A 16,203-nucleotide genomic window follows, 5' to 3' on the forward strand; every position below is an offset into this window, starting at 1 on the left:
ATGGCGCTCCTATTTCAGGGCTCCGCCGACCTGCCCTCCTGGATGGTCCGGCTCCTTCCCCCAGCCTTTGCTCCTCAGCCTTGCGGCCATCATGTCTTCCATCATCTCCGTCGCCAATCTGTCGAAAACCTATGGGTCCGGCTTCAAGGCGCTCAAGAACGTCAATCTCGACATCAAGCGCGGCGAGATCTTCGCGCTGCTCGGCCCAAACGGCGCCGGCAAGACCACGCTGATCTCGATCATCTGCGGCATCGCCAATCCGAGCGAGGGCCGCGTCCTGGTCGGCGGCGAGGACATCCAGGCCTCCTACCGCAAGGCGCGCTCGCTGATCGGCCTCGTGCCGCAGGAATTGCACACCGACGCCTTCGAAAGCGTGTGGGCGACCGTGAGCTTCTCGCGCGGTCTGTTCGGCAAGCCGAAGAACCCCGATCACATCGAGAAGGTGCTGAAGGCCCTCTCGCTCTGGGACAAGAAGGACAACAAGATCATCACGCTCTCGGGCGGCATGAAGCGCCGCGTGATGATTGCGAAAGCGCTGTCGCACGAGCCGCAGATCCTGTTCCTGGACGAGCCCACCGCCGGCGTCGATGTCGAGCTGCGCAAGGGCATGTGGGAGGTGGTGCGCGGACTTCAGCAATCCGGCGTCACCATCATTCTCACCACGCACTACATCGAGGAAGCCGAGGAGATGGCCGACCGCATCGGCGTCATCAACAAGGGCGAGATCGTGCTGGTCGAGGACAAGGCGACCTTGATGCAGAAGCTCGGCAAGAAGCGGCTGACGCTGCATTTGCAGAACAAGGTGACGTCGCTGCCGGAAAGCCTCAGCCATTACGAGCTCGAGCTCTGCGACGGCGGCGCGACGCTGGTCTACGACTACGACACGAAGGGCGAGCGCACCGGCATCACCAGCCTGCTCGGCGATCTCCGCACCGCCGGCATCCGCTTCAACGACCTCGACACGACGCAATCGTCGCTCGAGGACATCTTCGTCGACCTCGTGAGGACGTCATGAACCACCACGCCATCCGCGCCATTTATCTGTTCGAAATGGCACGCACCTGGCGCACGCTGCTGCAAAGCATCGTCTCGCCGGTGGTTTCGACCTCGCTGTATTTCGTGGTGTTCGGCGCGGCGATCGGCTCGCGCATCACCGAGGTCGAGGGCGTCAGCTACGGCACCTTCATCGTGCCGGGCCTGATCATGCTCTCGGTGCTGACCCAGAGCATCGCCAACGCCTCGTTCGGCATCTACTTCCCCAAATTCTCAGGTACGATCTACGAGATCCTGTCGGCGCCGATCTCCTATTTCGAGATCGTGCTCGGCTATGTCGGCGCCGCCGCGACCAAGTCGATCATCCTGGGCCTGATCATTCTGGCGACTGCGGGCCTGTTCGTGCCGCTGCACATCCAGCATCCCATCTGGATGCTGACCTTCCTGGTGCTGACGGCGGTGACGTTCAGCCTGTTCGGCTTCATCATCGGCATCTGGGCCGACGGCTTCGAGAAGCTGCAGATGATCCCGATGCTGGTGGTGACGCCGCTGACCTTTCTCGGCGGCAGCTTCTACTCCATCGACATGCTGCCGCCGACCTGGCGCACGGTCGCGCTGCTCAATCCGGTCGTCTATCTGATCTCCGGCTTCCGCTGGAGCTTTTACGAGATCGCCGACGTCAGCGTGTCCGTCAGCATCGGCATGACGCTGGCGTTCCTGGTGATCTGCCTGGTCGTGATCTGGTGGATTTTCCGAACCGGATACCGCCTCAAGAACTGACCGCGCGGCGCTCGCGAAAATGTCAGCGCCGCCGGCCGGCGCGGCGCAAAGCGGCCTTGCTTACGCCCGGCATCACGTTAACGATGGACAGGCAGGCCGCTGGAACCAACACCTGGCTGCAGGCATAATGCACGCCGGGGGACGGAGAGCCGCGGCGCCAGCATGAACAGGCCGGAGGCCAGAAGTCAGATGCGTTCTTTTTTGGTTGCTTTCACGTCCCTGATGCTTTTGAGCGCGGGCACCGCGCAGGCCAAGGTCGAAATCATCGTCGACAAGGACAATCAGCAGATGAGCGTCGCCGTCGACGGGGTCGCACGCTACCGCTGGCCGGTGTCGACCGGCATCCCCTCCCGCGAGACGCCGAACGGCGCTTTCCGGGCCTTCCGCATGGAAGAGGACCATTATTCCAAGGAATTCGACGACGCGCCGATGCCGCACGCGATCTTCTTCACCAAGGTCGGGCACGCCATCCACGGCACGGACTCGGTTGGCCGGCTCGGCTCGCCGGCATCCCATGGCTGCGTGCGCCTGTCGCGCCAGAACGCCTCGACGCTCTATGCACTGGTGCAGCAGCAGGGCGTGCTCAACACCACGGTGACGCTGACCGGCTCAGCACAGGTGGCGCTGGCGCGCAATCCACGCGGCCGCAATGCGGTGGCCCGCGCCGCGCAGCCGCCTGAAGAGCAATACGCCACCACCGGCGCCCCGGTGAACCTGATGCCGCCGACGCAGCCCGCGCGGCGCTACATGCCGCAGGACGACAACTACATCTACCCGGCCGACGGCAGCGACACCGGCGCGCGCTATCCGGCGCCGCGCTCGGCCACCCGTCCGCTCTACGACGCACAGGTCTATCAGCAACAGCAGCCGTATTACGACCAGGGCTACGGCCAGCAGGGCTATTATCATCAGCCGCAGCCCCGGCAATATTATCAGCCGCGCGGATATTACTATCAGAACTGACGCGGCGACCTCCTTGAACCGTCGAGGCACCATGCCATCCCGTGCCACGACAATCCCGGTGCTGCTCTCGCTCCTTACTGCCGGACAAGCCATGGGATCTGATTTGGCCTTCGACCTCGAGGCGCATCGCGGCGGGCGGGCGCTGTTGCCTGAAAACACCCTGCCCGCTTTCGCCCATTCGCTGACGATGGGCGTGGACACGCTGGAGCTCGACGTCGGCGTCACCGCGGACGGCGAAGTGATCGTCTCCCATGAGCGCGGGCTCAATCCCGATCTCGCACGGCGGCCCGACGGAGCCTACATCGCTCCGCCTGGCCTGCCTTTCGTCAAGCTGCGGCTCGACGAGGTCAGGACCTATGACGTCGGCCGGATCCGCCCCGACAGCGCCTACTCACGACAATTCCCCGACCAGCGTGCGCTGCCGGGGACGCGCATTCCGACCTTGCGCGAGCTGTTCGCGCTGGTGCGCAAGTCCGGCAACACAAAGGTCCGCTTCAACATCGAGACCAAGATCGATCCGAATCATCCGGACGAGACGCTTGATCCGCGAGCCTTCGTCACGAAGCTGCTCGGCGTGATCGAGACCGAAGGTTTCTCCGACCGCGTCATGATCCAGTCGTTCGACTGGCGGACCCTGCTGCTCGTCCAGCAGCAGGCGCCGAAGATCCCGACCGTGTACCTGACGATCCAGCGCGGCTCGGCTCCGACGGTGGCGCTCGACAAGGCGACGAGCTGGACGGCGGGTCTCAGCCCGGCCGATCACGGCGGCTCTCTGCCGCGGACGATCAAGGCCGCGGGCGGCGCGATCTGGTCGCCCTATTTCGGCGACGTGACCGCAGCGCTGGTTTCCGACGCCCATGTTCAGGGACTGCGCGTCGTGGTCTGGACGGTGAACAAGCGTGAGGACATGGCGCGGATGATCGAGATCGGCGTCGACGGAATCATCTCGGACAGGCCGGACCTGCTGCGGCAGGTCGCCGGCGAGAAGGGGATCGCGCTGCCGGCGGGAACGCCGGTGGTGCCGTAGGCGCGATGCCTCGTAGCCCCGGATGGAGCGCAGCGAAATCCGGGCTACGAAGAGAGCCCTATTCCCCGTCCTTCCAACGCCGATACAGCGCGCCCAGGATGTTGGAATAATCGTCGGTCCAGACCCGCGCCCTGTCGTCGGCTTCGGTCTGCTCCCATTGCTTGGAGGATGCGAGCCTGCCGATATCGGCCTCCTCGCGCGCGGAGATGACGACGTCGGTGGAGAAAATGTAATCACCATCGCGCCCGGAATCCTCGTTGAAGACCCAGCTCTTGAGATCGTTGGCATCCGCAATGCCGACCACGACGGTCTCGAGATCAAGATGCCGGTTGGAGACGTGCATCACCACGGCACCGTGCGGCGCGAGCTTGTCCTTGTAGATTTTCATCGCCTCTTCGGTCGCAAGATGGATCGGGATCGCATCGGACGAATAGGCATCGACGATGACGAGATCATAGGCGCCGTCGGGCTCCTTGGCGAAGGTGAGACGCGCATCGCCGATGACGGGCTTCATGTCCGGCATGCAGCTCGAGATGTAGCGGAAATTCCTGGGGTCGCGCGCCGCATCGACCATGGACTGATCGATCTCGAAGAATTTCCAGTTCTCCCCCGGCTCGGCGGCGCAGGCGAGCGTGCCGGAGCCGACGCCGATCGCGGCGACCTTCAGCGGCGCGCCCTTACGCTCGCGGATCGCGCTGACGGCCTGACCGATGCCGCCGTCCTTGTGATAATAGGTGATCGGCTCGGGCCGGCCGGCAACAGGCGTGCCGTCATTGTTGCGGAAGCGCTCGGCGCCATGAATGGTGGTGCCGTGCATCAGCACGTGGAAATAGCCGCCCGGCGTCACCACGATCTTGTGCACGCCGAAGAAGCTGCGCACCGTGGTGACGCGGCCCTCGTCTGCGGGATAAACGCGGATCAACGCCAGCGCCAACGCGACCGTGGCAAAGATCTTCCAGCGCCCGGCATTGAGGATCAGCGCGAGCAGCGCGGCGAGCACGCCGACGGCGCCGGCGACCCAGACGCGGTGATCCTCGAACCAGGTCGAGAGGCCGCCCGTCGTGGTTGACGGCGCGACGAGCGCCAGTGCGAGTGCGGCGAGCGCCAACCAGTACCATTTGACGATTCCGGCCAGCCGCTCGTTCGCGTACGGACGGCACAGCGCGGCAAGCGCGATCAGGATCGGATATTCGGCGATCCACGAGAAGGCGTAGGGCGCAACCAGCCCTGCGAACAGGCCGCCGACCATGCCGCCGAACGACAGCGCGACATAGAAGCCGGTGAGATATCTGGCCGCAGGCCGCGTCCGCGCCAGCTCGCCGTGGCAGGCCATGGCGATGACGAAGAAGCAGAGTTGATGTCCGCCGAGCGTCAGCAGCAGGTTCTGCTCGCCGCCGAAAGCCAGCAGGACGACGACGCCCGCGATCGCGACGGGCTGGAGCATCAGCATCCATTTGTGCGGCAGCAGCGGCCGCGACTGGAACACGATGACCCAGGTCAAGAGGTACAGCGAGAGCGGCAGCACCCACAACAGCGGCGCCGCCGCAACGTCGGTCGAGATATGCGCGGTCACGGCGATGAGCAGGCCGGACGGCACCGCGGCGAGGAAGATCCAGCGCAGCCGCATCAGCAGATTGGGCGCCGGCGCATTCACCTCCTCGGTTTGCGCATCAACCACCGCCAGCCTCGGGGAGCGCAACAACAGCAGGCCGCAAGCACCGATCAGCAGGATCAGGAGCGCGTAACCGCCGGTCCAGAACCGGTTCTGCATCTGCAGCGTGAACATCGGCTCCAGCAGGAACGGATAAGACAGAAGTGCGAGGAAGCTGCCGATATTGGAGGAGGCGTAGAGGAAATAGGGGTCGTGCCCGGCCGGATGGCCGGTGCGGACGAACCAGGCCTGCAGCAGCGGATTGTTGGCGGCCAGCGCGAAGAACGGCAGCCCGATCGAGACCGCGAACAGGCCGAGCAGCCAGATTGCGTAGCCCGAGGCCGGCGGCTCGCCATAGGCGGCGGCGATGCCGAGCGGCAGCGTGGCGAAGGCCGCAATCAGCAGCACCAGATGCACCGCGACGGGGACGATCCGGCCCCGCGCCTGCATCAACAAATGCGCGTAGGCGTAGCCGGCCAGCAGCAGCGACTGGAAGAACACCATGGCCACCGACCACACCGCCGGCGAGCCGCCGAGCCGCGGCAGCACCATCTTGGTGAACAGCGGCTGCACCGAGAACAACAGCAGCGCGCTGACGAAGATCGCGGCGGTGTAGACCGTCAGCAGCAGCCGGTTGCGCGACGACGATTGCTGCTCCGTGGCGGCGGGTTGCACGATCGAATCCATGAATGCTCCGGCTCAAACCCCGGCGGGCGCCGGACCGCGCGCAATGGAGCACAAGGCGCCTGCACGGGCAATAAAGTGTGGCGTGATGTTGCAGCAAGGAATGCCTGATATAGAGATGTCGTTCCGGGGCGCCTCGGAGAGGCGAACCCGGATCACGGTGGAACAACTTGAACCTCTTATGACCGAAACCGACGTCGTCATCATCGGCGCTGGCCATAACGGCCTCACCTGCGCGGCCTACCTCGCGAAGGCGGGTCTGCGCGTGCGCGTGGTCGAGCGGCGCACGGTGGTCGGCGGTGCGGCGGTGACGGAGGAGTTTCATCCCGGCTTTCGCAATTCGGTCGCCGCCTACACCGTGAGCCTGCTCAATCCGCAGGTGGTCCGTGACCTCAGGCTAGCCGAGCAAGGCCTGCGCATCGTCGAGCGGCGCGCGCAGAATTTTCTGCCCGCGCCGGATGGCAGCTATCTCCTCACCGGCGAGGGGCGAACGAAAGCCTCGGTGGCGCGGCTCAGCACGCGTGATGCGGAAGCGCTCGACGGCTTCGCGCAAGAGCTCGAAGACATTGCCGACGTGCTCAGGCGGTTCGTGCTGCGCGCGCCGCCGAACCTGCTCGACGGCTTCGGCACCGACGCTATCCGCGAGGCCGTGAACGCTTTGCAGAGCGCCAACATTCTGCGCGGCCTGACGCTGGAACAAAGCCGCAGCCTGCTAGATCTGTTCACGCGCTCGGCCGGCGAGATGCTCGACGAACGTTTCGAGCACGATCTGGTCAAGGCGCTGTTCGGCTTCGACGCCATCGTCGGCAATTATGCCAGCCCCTACGCCGCCGGCTCGGCCTATGTGATGCTGCATCATGCGTTCGGCGAGGTGAACGGCAAGAAGGGCGTCTGGGGCCACGCTATCGGCGGCATGGGCGCGATCACGCAGGCCATGGCGCGCGCGGCACGCGAGCGCGGCGTCGTGATCGACACCGAGGCGAGCGTCCGCGAGGTCATCGTCGAGCGCGACCGCGCCGTCGGAATCGTGCTGGAGAACGGCTCCGCCATCCGCGCGAAATACGTCGCGGCCAACGTCAATCCGAAGCTGCTCTACACGCGCCTGATCGCGGCCGACGCTCTGCCTGCAGACTTCCTCGCCCGCATCCGGCACTGGAAGAACGGCTCCGGCACGTTCCGCATGAACGTGGCGCTGGACCGCCTGCCCTCCTTCACGGCGCTATCGGGCGCGGGCGATCACCTCACCTCCGGCATCATCCTGGCGCCGAGCCTCGGTTATATGGACCGCGCCTGGCTCGACGCGCGCGCCAAGGGCTGGAGCCGCGAGCCCGTGGTGGAGATGCTGATTCCCTCGACGCTCGACGACACGCTGGCCCCGGCGGGCAAGCATGTCGCGAGCCTGTTCTGCCAGCATGTCGCCCCGGAGCTTCCTGAGGGCAGGTCCTGGGACGACCATCGCGAAGAGGTCGCCGATCTCATGATCGCGACGGTGGACAAGTACGCTCCCGGTTTTGCGGCGAGCGTGCTCGGCCGCCAGATCCTGTCTCCGCTCGATCTCGAGCGCCAGTTCGGGCTGCTCGGCGGCGATATCTTCCATGGCGCGCTGACGCTGAACCAGCTGTTCTCGGCCCGGCCGATGCTGGGCCACGCCGACTATCGCGGGCCATTGAGGGGCCTCTACCATTGCGGCTCCGGCGCCCATCCCGGCGGCGGCGTCACCGGCGCCCCCGGCCATAATGCAGCGCAGGCGATCCTGAGGGATCACCGCTCCCTGTTCGGAAGCCGTGGATAGGGCTGTGGATGAATTGTGGACAGGCTGTCGAAAGGTCTGTGGCCGGTCAGGTGATGCCTGGCGCAAATCGGCGGGGTCCATCCGTGGGAAAGCCTGTGGAAACCGCGGGAATAATTGCGGGAAGAACCGGTGGGCAGGTTGCCGACAACCAAGCGGATAATCTGTGAATATCCTGGGAGAACACATCCAGACAAAATCACCGCCGGCCAGGGGGGGTCCCCTCGCGGGCGGTGATCAGGAATAGCCTCTGAAGAAAAATAGCCCCCGCTGGGAAATGGAGGCGGAAATTACTTCAGGGAGGTGCTAATCGAACTGAACTTCTCGTTCAGGGACGTGCCCAGACCGTTCACCACGGTGATGATCGCCAGGGCGATACCCGCGGCGATCAGGCCGTATTCGATCGCAGTTGCGCCGGACTCGTCCAACCAGAACTTCTGAACCATGCTCTTCAAGACTCGCCTCCGTTTCAATTCCAAGCTGCATTGGATTGCTTCGACATCCGGAAAGATACGGGACACAGGCTTCGGGCGGGTTAACCTGCGAACGGCAACTTGTCCGGAAATTCACCCCTAAAAGTTCCAAAAATTGAACTCAACGGAACCCTGAATGCAGCCTTCCCCCACCCATCGCGCCAGCTTTTCGATCGGCAGCGAGGCCGATGCGAGGCACGTGGTCGACGTCCTCACCGAGGTGTTTTTTGACGGCGATGCGGCGGTTGCCGCGTTCGAGCGGCCGAACGGAAAATGGGACGTCACGCTGCATTTCGCCGATGCGCCCGATCAGGCATGGCTGCGCGAACTCGTTGTTACTTCAGCGGGAAATGAGATTGCCGCGACGCTCGCTTTCGATACCGTCGAGGCCAAGGATTGGGTCAAGGCCAGCCTTGAAGATCTCGTCCCGGTGCCGGCCGGGCGCTTCGTCGTGCACGGCAGCCACGATCGCGACCGTGTGGCGCCGAACAAGCTCGCCATCGAGATCGAGGCGGCGCTCGCCTTCGGCACCGGCCACCATGGCACCACGCGCGGCTGTTTACTGCTGCTTGACCATGTCCTGAAGAGTTCCCGCCCAAGGAACCTGCTCGACCTCGGCACCGGCACAGGCGTGCTGGCGATCGCAGCCGCAAAGGCGCTGCATCGCGCGGTGCTGGCTTCCGACATCGATCCGCCATCGGTGCGGGTGGCCGCCGAGAACGCCGCGCTGAATGAAGTTCGCAACCATGTGCGGGTGATCCGCGCCACCGGCTTTGCCGCGCCGGACTTTGCGCGTGCAGGCCCGTTCGATCTGGTGCTCGCCAATATCCTTGCCAATCCGTTGCGGCAATTGGCGAGCCCGATGACGCAGCACCTTGCCCCTCGCGCCCGCGTCATCCTCTCCGGCCTGTTGACGCACCAGGCGCCCGCCGTGATCGCCGCCTACCGGGCGCGCGGACTGGTGCCGGTGAAGCACCTGCGCATCGAGGGGTGGAGCAGTCTGTTGCTGAGGAAGATGGGGTAAACTATCCGCATCCGCGACGGCGGTGCGCCCGCCCCGCTACTCCGCCGGCTTCTCGTCGCGGCGTGACGCGCGCTGCCCCCGCAAGTTACGCTTGGCGCGGCGCTCGGCGAAACGGTCGATCATCTGGCTGATGAGGCCGCGCGGCTTCTTCGGTGTCGGAGTTGTCGGGGCGCGGCGCGCCGGCGGCGAAATCTTCTCAAAGGTGAACGCTGGCATCGTGTGTCCCCTCGCCGTTGAGATGAACCACCTGCTCGAACTTCCCTGTCATTCGGACGAAGCGCAACTGCCGCATCCTTTACTCCACTCAATTCGAATGGAATTATTCAAGCACAGTCCATGCCAGATGCGACGCAAATGCGTCTACATTGCGGACTGATCCCCATGATCCTAAAGTGATCCACCATGTTCGAAGCACACTTCCAGACATTCGAGGAGCCCGAGGCCGGCGTCGCGTTGGCGGCACGGCTGGCCGCACTTCGCGAAGAAATTGCCCGTCGCAAGCTGACCGGCTTCGTCGTGCCACGTGCCGATCAGCAGCAGAACGAATATGTACCGCCATCGGAAGAGCGGCTCGCCTGGCTGACCGGCTTTACCGGCTCTGCGGGACTAGCCATGGTTCTGCCGCATGAGGCAGCGCTGTTCGTCGACGGCCGCTACACGCTGCAAGCCGCCAAGCAGGTCGACGCCAAGGCATGGACGGTGGAATCGCTGATCGACCCGCCGCCGGAGAGCTGGGTGGCGGCGCATCTGAAAGCCGGCGACCGCCTCGGATTTGATCCCTGGCTGCACACTTTTTCGGCAGCCGAACGATTGTCCGCCGCCTGCGCCAAGGCCGGGGCCGAGTTGGTCGCCGTCGACAGCAACCCGATCGACGCGATCTGGCAGGACCGGCCGCAGCCGCCGCTCGCCCCCGTCGCGGTGCACAGCCTCCAGCATGCCGGTGTCGCTGAAGCCGAGAAGCTGACGCAGATCAGGGCCGAGATCGCCAAGCTCGGCACCGATGCCTTGGTGCTGTCGGACAGCCACGCAGTGGCCTGGACCTTCAACATCCGCGGCGCCGACGTCGCCCATACGCCGCTGCCACTGTCCTATGCGCTGGTGCCGAAGGATGGCCGTCCCACCATCTTCATCGACCACCGCAAGCTCTCCAACCTCACGCGCGACCATCTCGAGCAGTCCGCCGACGTGCGCGAACCGGCCGCCATGGCGCCGACGCTGATGGCGCTGGCCAAGAGCGGTGGATCGATCGCGCTCGACAACGCCACCGCCGCCGACGCACTCAGCCGGCTGATCACGGGCGCCGGCGGCAAGCCGGTGCGCGGCAGCGATCCGGTTGCGCTGCTCAAGGCAGTCAAGAACGCGACCGAGATCAAGGGCACCAGGACGGCTCATGTACGCGACGCCGTGGCACTGGCGCGCTTCCTCGCATGGATCGATCGCGAGGCGCCAAGCGGCAAGCTCACCGAGATCGACGCGGTCGAGGCGCTGGAAACCTTCCGCCGCGACACCGGCGCGCTCAAGGACGTCTCGTTCCCGACCATTTCCGGCACCGGCCCGAACGGCGCCATCGTGCATTACCGCGTCACCCGCAAGAGCAACCGGCGGATCGCGCCCGGCGATCTCCTGCTGATCGATTCCGGCGCGCAATATGAGGACGGCACCACCGACGTCACGCGCACCATGGCGGTGGGCGAGCCGACGGACGAGATGCGCGACCGCTTCACCCGCGTGCTGCGCGGCCACATCGCGATCGCGCGCGCCGTGTTTCCGGACGGCACCACGGGCGCGCAACTCGACACGCTGGCGCGGCAATATCTCTGGGCCGCCGGGCTCGATTTCGAGCACGGCACCGGCCACGGCGTCGGCAGCTATCTCTCGGTGCACGAAGGACCGGCGCGAATTTCGAAGCTCGGCACCACGCCGCTGAAGCGGGGCATGATCCTGTCCAACGAGCCCGGCTACTACAAGACCGACGGTTTCGGCATCCGCATCGAGAACCTCGAGCTGGTCGTCGCCGCCGACGTCAAGGGCGCCGAGAAGCCGATGAACGCGTTCGAGACGTTGACCCTGGCCCCGATCGACCGCCGCCTGATCGATGTCGCGATGCTGAGCCGCGACGAGCTCGATTGGCTGAACGCCTATCATGCCCGCGTGAGGAACGACGTGGGCCCGGCGCTGGACGAGGCGACGAAGGCCTGGCTCGATCAGGCCACGGCGGAGCTGAGGGCATAGGCGCGTCGTTGCGCATGGCGCTACGCGATTTGCGCAACGCTGCTTTCCCCACCACAGGTGTCATGTGGCAAGGGTATCGCGCCCAATCGGTCGCCATCGTGCCCTCATCATAACCGTCCCGAAATCCGAATAGCCGCATTCCGAATCGCCGATATCGGTCTTGCGCGGGCACGCTACAGTCGATTCGAATTCGAGCGACGGACTAGATATGCACGGCATGATCAGCAGGCCGCCGGACGCGGCGACGAAAAACCTCGCGACCTCGCGCGTGGTGTTGCTGCTGCTGGTCGTGATGACCGGGGTCGCGCCGATCTCGCTCTACATCCTGGTTCCGGCACTGCCGGTGCTGGCGACGAATTTCGGCAGCGACATCTCGATCGCGCAGATGACGGTGTCGCTCTACATGGTCGGCATCGCGCTGTCGCAGCTGATCATGGGGCCGCTGTCGGACCGGTTCGGCCGTCGTCCGGTGCTGCTGGGCGGGCTGGCGCTGATGGTAGTTGCCAGCATCGGCTGCATTTTCGCCGAGACGCTTCCGCAATTGATTGCCGCACGCTTCTTCCAGGCGCTCGGCGGCGCATCCGGCATGGTGATCAGCCGGGCCATCATCCGCGACATCTACGATCGCGACCGCGTCGCCTCGATGATCAGCCTGGTGGTCGCGGCGCTGATGATCGGGCAGATGGTGTCGCCGCTCACCGGCGGCCTGATCGAGACCGCGTTCGGCTGGCGCGCGATCTTCTACGCCATCACCATCGCCGCCATCGTCGTGGCCGTCGGCATCGCCTTGGCGCTGCCCGAGACCCGCCGCAGCCGCGCCGCCGGCAGCGGCTTCCGCGGCGATATCGGCATGCTGGTCCGCAACCGCGCCTTCGTCGGCTATGTGATGTGCCAGGTGCTGGCGTCCCAGATCATCTTCACCTTCGCAGGCGGCGGGCCCTACATCGTGGTGACGCAGATGGGCCGCAGCAGCGCCGAATACGGCGCCTGGTTCGCGACCACGGGTTTTGCGTTTCTGGTCGGCAATCTGCTCTGCGTGCGCTTTGCGCCGCGCCACTCGCTGGAGAAGCTGATCTGGTTCGGGCTCGCCCTGCAGCTCTGCGGCAGTTTCGCGAACCTGCTCTGGAGCTTCACCGGCTGGAACGAGGCGCCCGCCTGGCTGTTCGGGACCCAGATGATCGTGATGGTCGGCAACGCCTTCGTGATGGCGAATTCCGCCGCCGGCGCCATCAGCATCCGCCCGGAAGCGGCCGGCACCGCCTCGGGCGCGATGGGCTTCCTGCAGCAAGGCATTGGCGCGCTGATGTCGCAATTCGGCGCCTATCTCGGCGGCCATTCCGCAACGACGCTGCCGCTTACAGCAGCGGTGCTCGCGATCTCCGTGCTCTGCGCCTGCGTGATGATGTTCGTCGTGCCCCGCCGCGAGGCGGTAGCAAGCGCGGCGCTGATCGGGCAGGCCGAGGAGGACGAGACGGGGATGATGTGAGGGGCGCTGCGCCCGCCCCAACCCGTCCTTGCGAAGAGCCTGAAACGAAAGAGGCGGTGCCAGGCCCCGCCTCTCTCAAGCTCACATCTGCGCTTTGGCTTACGCCTGGCTCGCGATCGCCTTGCCGAGCGCGGCCTGCGCCGCCGCAAGCCGCGCGATCGGCACGCGATAGGGCGAGCAGGAGACGTAGTCGAGACCGATATGATGGCAGAAGGCGACAGAGGCAGGATCGCCGCCGTGCTCGCCGCAGATGCCGACCTTGAGCTGCGGGCGTGTCTTGCGGCCGCGCGCGACACCGATCTTGACCAGCTCGCCGACGCCTTCCTGGTCGAGCGCGATGAACGGATCGACCGAGAGGATGCCCTTGGCGACGTAGGGACCGAGGAAGCTCGCCGCGTCGTCGCGGCTGATCCCGTAGGTCGTCTGCGTCAGGTCGTTGGTGCCGAACGAGAAGAACTCGGCCGACTGCGCGATCTCGCCCGCGAGCAGGCAGGCGCGCGGCAGCTCGATCATGGTGCCGACCTGATAGGCCAGCTTGGTGTTGGTCTCGCGCATCACGGCCTGTGCGGTCGCGTCGATCCGCGCCTTGACCAGATCGAGCTCGGCCTTGGTTGCGATCAGCGGCACCATCACCTCGAGGCCGATGGCCTTGCCGGTGCGCTTCTGTGCCTCGACCGCCGCCTCGAAGATCGCGCGGGCCTGCATCTCGGCGATCTCGGGATAGGCGATCGCGATGCGGCAGCCGCGGAAGCCGAGCATCGGATTGAACTCCGAGAGCTCGCGGGCGCGGTCGGCGAGGCGCCGCGGGTCGGTGTTCATGGCGCGCGCCACCTCCTCGACCTCGGCATGGGTGTGCGGCAGGAACTCATGGAGGGGAGGATCCAGAAGCCGGATCGTGACGGGCAGACCCTTCATGATCTCGAACAGCTCGACGAAGTCGGCGCGCTGCATGGGCAGCAGTTTTGCCAGCGCGGCGCGGCGCGACTGCTCGTCCTCCGAGAGGATCATCTCGCGCACCGTGCGGATGCGCGTCTCCTCGAAGAACATGTGCTCGGTGCGGCAGAGGCCGATGCCCTCGGCGCCGAACTTGATCGCGGTGCGCGCGTCGTCCGGCGTGTCGCCGTTGACGCGAACGCCGATCTTGCGGACCTGGTCGGCCCAGGTCATCAGCGTGCCGAACTCGCCGGACAGCTCCGGCTCGATCATGGGCATGCGGCCGGCCAGCACCTGGCCGAGCGAGCCGTCGATGGTGATGACGTCGCCGGTCTTGAAGGTGCGCGATCCGATGCTCATGGTGCCGCGGCCGTAATCGACGCGGATGGTGCCGCAACCGGAGACGCAGGGCTTGCCCATGCCGCGCGCGACCACCGCCGCATGCGAGGTCATGCCTCCGCGCGTGGTCAAAATGCCTTCGGCGGCGTGCATGCCGTGGATGTCTTCCGGGCTGGTCTCGATGCGGACCAGGATCACTTTACGTCCGTCGCCCTGAAGCTTGGCCGCCTCGTCCGAGGAGAACACGATCTCGCCGGACGCCGCGCCCGGCGATGCCGGCAGGCCGGTCGCGATCACGTCGCGCTTGGCGTTGGGATCGATGGTCGGATGCAGCAGCTGATCGAGCGAGGCCGGATCGATCCGCGTCACCGCTTCCTTCTTCGAGATCAGGCCCTCATTGGCGAGCTCGACCGCGATGCGCAGCGCCGCCTTGGCGGTGCGCTTGCCGCCGCGGGTCTGAAGCATCCAGAGCTTGCCCTGCTCGACCGTGAACTCCATGTCCTGCATGTCGCGGTAGTGCTTCTCGAGCAGCGTGTAGATCCGCGTCAGCTCCTTGAAGGCTTCCGGCATCGCCGCTTCCATCGAGGCCTTGTCGGAGCCCGACTCCTTCCGCGCTTCCTCGGTGATGTCCTGCGGTGTGCGGATGCCCGCGACCACGTCCTCGCCTTGCGCGTTGATCAGGAACTCGCCGTAGAGCTTGCTCTCGCCGGTCGAGGGATTGCGCGTGAAGGCAACGCCGGTGGCCGAGGTCTCGCCCATGTTGCCGAACACCATGGCCTGCACGTTGACCGCGGTGCCCCAGGATTCCGGAATGTCGTGCAGCTTGCGGTAGGTCACCGCGCGCGCGTTCATCCAGGATGAGAACACCGCGCCGATCGCGCCCCAGAGCTGGTCGTGCGGATCCTGCGGGAAATCCTTGCCGGTCTCGCGTGCGACCGCATCCTTGTACTTGCCGACCAGCTCGACCCAGTCATCGGCCGACAGGTCGGTGTCCAGCGTGTAGCCCTGGCTGTCCTTGAAGGTGTCGAGGATTTCCTCGAAGTGATGATGCTCGAAGCCGAGCACCACGTCGGAATACATGGTGATGAAGCGGCGATAGCTATCATAGGCGAAGCGGCGGTCGCCCGACAATTCGGCCAGCGCTTCCACGGTCTGGTCGTTGAGGCCGAGATTGAGCACTGTGTCCATCATGCCCGGCATCGAGGCGCGCGCGCCGGAGCGCACCGAGACCAGCAGCGGGTTCTTGGTGTCGCCGAATACCTTGCCGGTCAACTTGCCGACATGCTCCAGCGCCTTCTCGACCTGCGACTGCAACTCCTTCGGGTAGGTCTTGTCGTGTGCGTAGAAATAGGTGCAGACCGAGGTCGGGATGGTGAAGCCCGGAGGCACCGGCAGACCGAGATTGGCCATCTCGGCGAGATTGGCGCCCTTGCCGCCGAGCAGGTCGCGCATTTCCGTCCGGCCCTCGGCCTTGCCGTCACCGAACGTGTAGACCCATTTCCCGGCCTTGGCCGCTGCCGGCACCGACTTGGCGGGCGCAGCCTTCTTCGGCGCGGGCTTCGCGGCAACCTTCGGCGGAGCCGCCTTGGTCACCTTTGCCGCCGGCTTTGCAGCAGGTTTGGCAAGCGGCTTCGGCGCGCTCTTGGCCAGCGCCTTGCGGGCTGGCGGTGCGGCCTTTGCGGCTGCAGAGGGCTTTGATTTCGCTGGCATTTTCTTGGGCTTCGAGGCGGCTTTGGCCATAGCTTGCACACAACCTGCGAGAGGAATGGGAATTCGCGGGCCTTACACCATTTTGGGCGGGCCCGCGCAAGACGACAGTTCCGAAAAGT

At 65.5% G+C, this 16,203-nt stretch carries 12 protein-coding genes; 8 read left to right on the forward strand and 4 right to left on the reverse strand.

Translation table 11 applies throughout. The features are described 5' to 3' along the window. Positions 1 to 91 precede the first annotated feature (91 nt). From BDOA9_RS32310 to BDOA9_RS32325, 4 genes are all read left to right on the forward strand, one after another. Positions 92 to 1,015 carry an ABC transporter ATP-binding protein gene (locus BDOA9_RS32310; RefSeq protein WP_025038092.1) on the forward strand — a complete coding sequence of 308 codons (924 nt, stop codon included), beginning with the start codon at positions 92 to 94 and terminating at the stop codon, positions 1,013 to 1,015. Then, complete coding sequence (locus BDOA9_RS32315; RefSeq protein WP_025038093.1) at positions 1,012 to 1,773, forward strand: ABC transporter permease; 762 nt, start codon at positions 1,012 to 1,014, stop codon at positions 1,771 to 1,773. The genes BDOA9_RS32310 and BDOA9_RS32315 overlap by 4 nt, the downstream gene beginning before the upstream one ends. A gap of 189 nt (positions 1,774 to 1,962) precedes the next feature. Continuing rightward, a complete protein-coding gene (locus BDOA9_RS32320) occupies positions 1,963 to 2,736 on the forward strand; it encodes a L,D-transpeptidase (protein WP_042336834.1) in 774 nt (257 codons plus the stop codon). Positions 2,737 to 2,827: 91 nt separating this feature from the next. After that, a complete protein-coding gene (locus BDOA9_RS32325) occupies positions 2,828 to 3,763 on the forward strand; it encodes a glycerophosphodiester phosphodiesterase (protein WP_244521561.1) in 936 nt (311 codons plus the stop codon). A 58-nt stretch (positions 3,764 to 3,821) separates the two neighbouring features. Here BDOA9_RS32325 and BDOA9_RS32330 read toward each other — a convergent pair whose 3' ends face one another. After that, positions 3,822 to 6,101, reverse strand: a complete 2,280-nt coding sequence (locus tag BDOA9_RS32330) for a fused MFS/spermidine synthase (protein WP_025038096.1) — start codon at positions 6,099 to 6,101, stop codon at positions 3,822 to 3,824. 178 nt (positions 6,102 to 6,279) lie between these two features. Between BDOA9_RS32330 and BDOA9_RS32335 the strand changes: the two genes are divergently transcribed. Then, positions 6,280 to 7,890 (forward strand): phytoene desaturase family protein, encoded by a 1,611-nt coding sequence (locus tag BDOA9_RS32335; protein ID WP_025038097.1) that lies wholly within the window; start codon positions 6,280 to 6,282, stop codon positions 7,888 to 7,890. Between the two features lie 287 nt (positions 7,891 to 8,177). Here BDOA9_RS32335 and BDOA9_RS32340 read toward each other — a convergent pair whose 3' ends face one another. Next, positions 8,178 to 8,333 carry a Flp family type IVb pilin gene (locus BDOA9_RS32340; protein ID WP_152033707.1) on the reverse strand — a complete coding sequence of 52 codons (156 nt, stop codon included), beginning with the start codon at positions 8,331 to 8,333 and terminating at the stop codon, positions 8,178 to 8,180. A 163-nt stretch (positions 8,334 to 8,496) separates the two neighbouring features. Between BDOA9_RS32340 and BDOA9_RS32345 the strand changes: the two genes are divergently transcribed. Continuing rightward, positions 8,497 to 9,384 carry a 50S ribosomal protein L11 methyltransferase gene (locus tag BDOA9_RS32345; RefSeq protein ID WP_025038099.1) on the forward strand — a complete coding sequence of 296 codons (888 nt, stop codon included), beginning with the start codon at positions 8,497 to 8,499 and terminating at the stop codon, positions 9,382 to 9,384. Between the two features lie 36 nt (positions 9,385 to 9,420). On the opposite strand, the gene BDOA9_RS32350 is transcribed toward BDOA9_RS32345, so the two are convergent. Then, the gene (locus BDOA9_RS32350; RefSeq protein WP_025038100.1) at positions 9,421 to 9,600 is read right to left on the reverse strand and encodes a hypothetical protein; all 180 of its coding nucleotides are present in this window, start codon (positions 9,598 to 9,600) and stop codon (positions 9,421 to 9,423) included. Positions 9,601 to 9,786: 186 nt separating this feature from the next. On the opposite strand from BDOA9_RS32350, the gene BDOA9_RS32355 reads away from it, so the two are divergent. Beyond that, positions 9,787 to 11,616 carry an aminopeptidase P family protein gene (locus BDOA9_RS32355; RefSeq protein WP_025038101.1) on the forward strand — a complete coding sequence of 610 codons (1,830 nt, stop codon included), beginning with the start codon at positions 9,787 to 9,789 and terminating at the stop codon, positions 11,614 to 11,616. 208 nt (positions 11,617 to 11,824) lie between these two features. Further along, positions 11,825 to 13,102 carry a multidrug effflux MFS transporter gene (locus tag BDOA9_RS32360; protein WP_025038102.1) on the forward strand — a complete coding sequence of 426 codons (1,278 nt, stop codon included), beginning with the start codon at positions 11,825 to 11,827 and terminating at the stop codon, positions 13,100 to 13,102. A gap of 99 nt (positions 13,103 to 13,201) precedes the next feature. On the opposite strand, the gene ppdK is transcribed toward BDOA9_RS32360, so the two are convergent. Further along, positions 13,202 to 16,114, reverse strand: coding sequence for a pyruvate, phosphate dikinase (ppdK, locus tag BDOA9_RS32365; protein ID WP_025038103.1), 2,913 nt, complete (start codon positions 16,112 to 16,114; stop codon positions 13,202 to 13,204). Positions 16,115 to 16,203 lie beyond the last annotated feature (89 nt).

Source organism: Bradyrhizobium sp. DOA9 (genome assembly GCF_000617845.2).
GTDB lineage: Bacteria > Pseudomonadota > Alphaproteobacteria > Rhizobiales > Xanthobacteraceae > Bradyrhizobium.

What these genes read in the sequence shown, in the direction of transcription:
- BDOA9_RS32310 (WP_025038092.1), top strand. Translation starts at nt 92, where the DNA reads ATGTCTTCCATCATCTCCGTCGCCAATCTGTCGAAAACCTATGGGTCC.
- BDOA9_RS32315 (WP_025038093.1), top strand. Translation starts at nt 1,012, where the DNA reads ATGAACCACCACGCCATCCGCGCCATTTATCTGTTCGAAATGGCACGC.
- BDOA9_RS32320 (WP_042336834.1), top strand. Translation starts at nt 1,963, where the DNA reads ATGCGTTCTTTTTTGGTTGCTTTCACGTCCCTGATGCTTTTGAGCGCG.
- BDOA9_RS32325 (WP_244521561.1), top strand. Translation starts at nt 2,828, where the DNA reads ATGGGATCTGATTTGGCCTTCGACCTCGAGGCGCATCGCGGCGGGCGG.
- BDOA9_RS32330 (WP_025038096.1), bottom strand. Translation starts at nt 6,101, where the DNA reads ATGGATTCGATCGTGCAACCCGCCGCCACGGAGCAGCAATCGTCGTCG.
- BDOA9_RS32335 (WP_025038097.1), top strand. Translation starts at nt 6,280, where the DNA reads ATGACCGAAACCGACGTCGTCATCATCGGCGCTGGCCATAACGGCCTC.
- BDOA9_RS32340 (WP_152033707.1), bottom strand. Translation starts at nt 8,333, where the DNA reads ATGGTTCAGAAGTTCTGGTTGGACGAGTCCGGCGCAACTGCGATCGAA.
- BDOA9_RS32345 (WP_025038099.1), top strand. Translation starts at nt 8,497, where the DNA reads ATGCAGCCTTCCCCCACCCATCGCGCCAGCTTTTCGATCGGCAGCGAG.
- BDOA9_RS32350 (WP_025038100.1), bottom strand. Translation starts at nt 9,600, where the DNA reads ATGCCAGCGTTCACCTTTGAGAAGATTTCGCCGCCGGCGCGCCGCGCC.
- BDOA9_RS32355 (WP_025038101.1), top strand. Translation starts at nt 9,787, where the DNA reads ATGTTCGAAGCACACTTCCAGACATTCGAGGAGCCCGAGGCCGGCGTC.
- BDOA9_RS32360 (WP_025038102.1), top strand. Translation starts at nt 11,825, where the DNA reads ATGCACGGCATGATCAGCAGGCCGCCGGACGCGGCGACGAAAAACCTC.
- ppdK (WP_025038103.1), bottom strand. Translation starts at nt 16,114, where the DNA reads ATGGCCAAAGCCGCCTCGAAGCCCAAGAAAATGCCAGCGAAATCAAAG.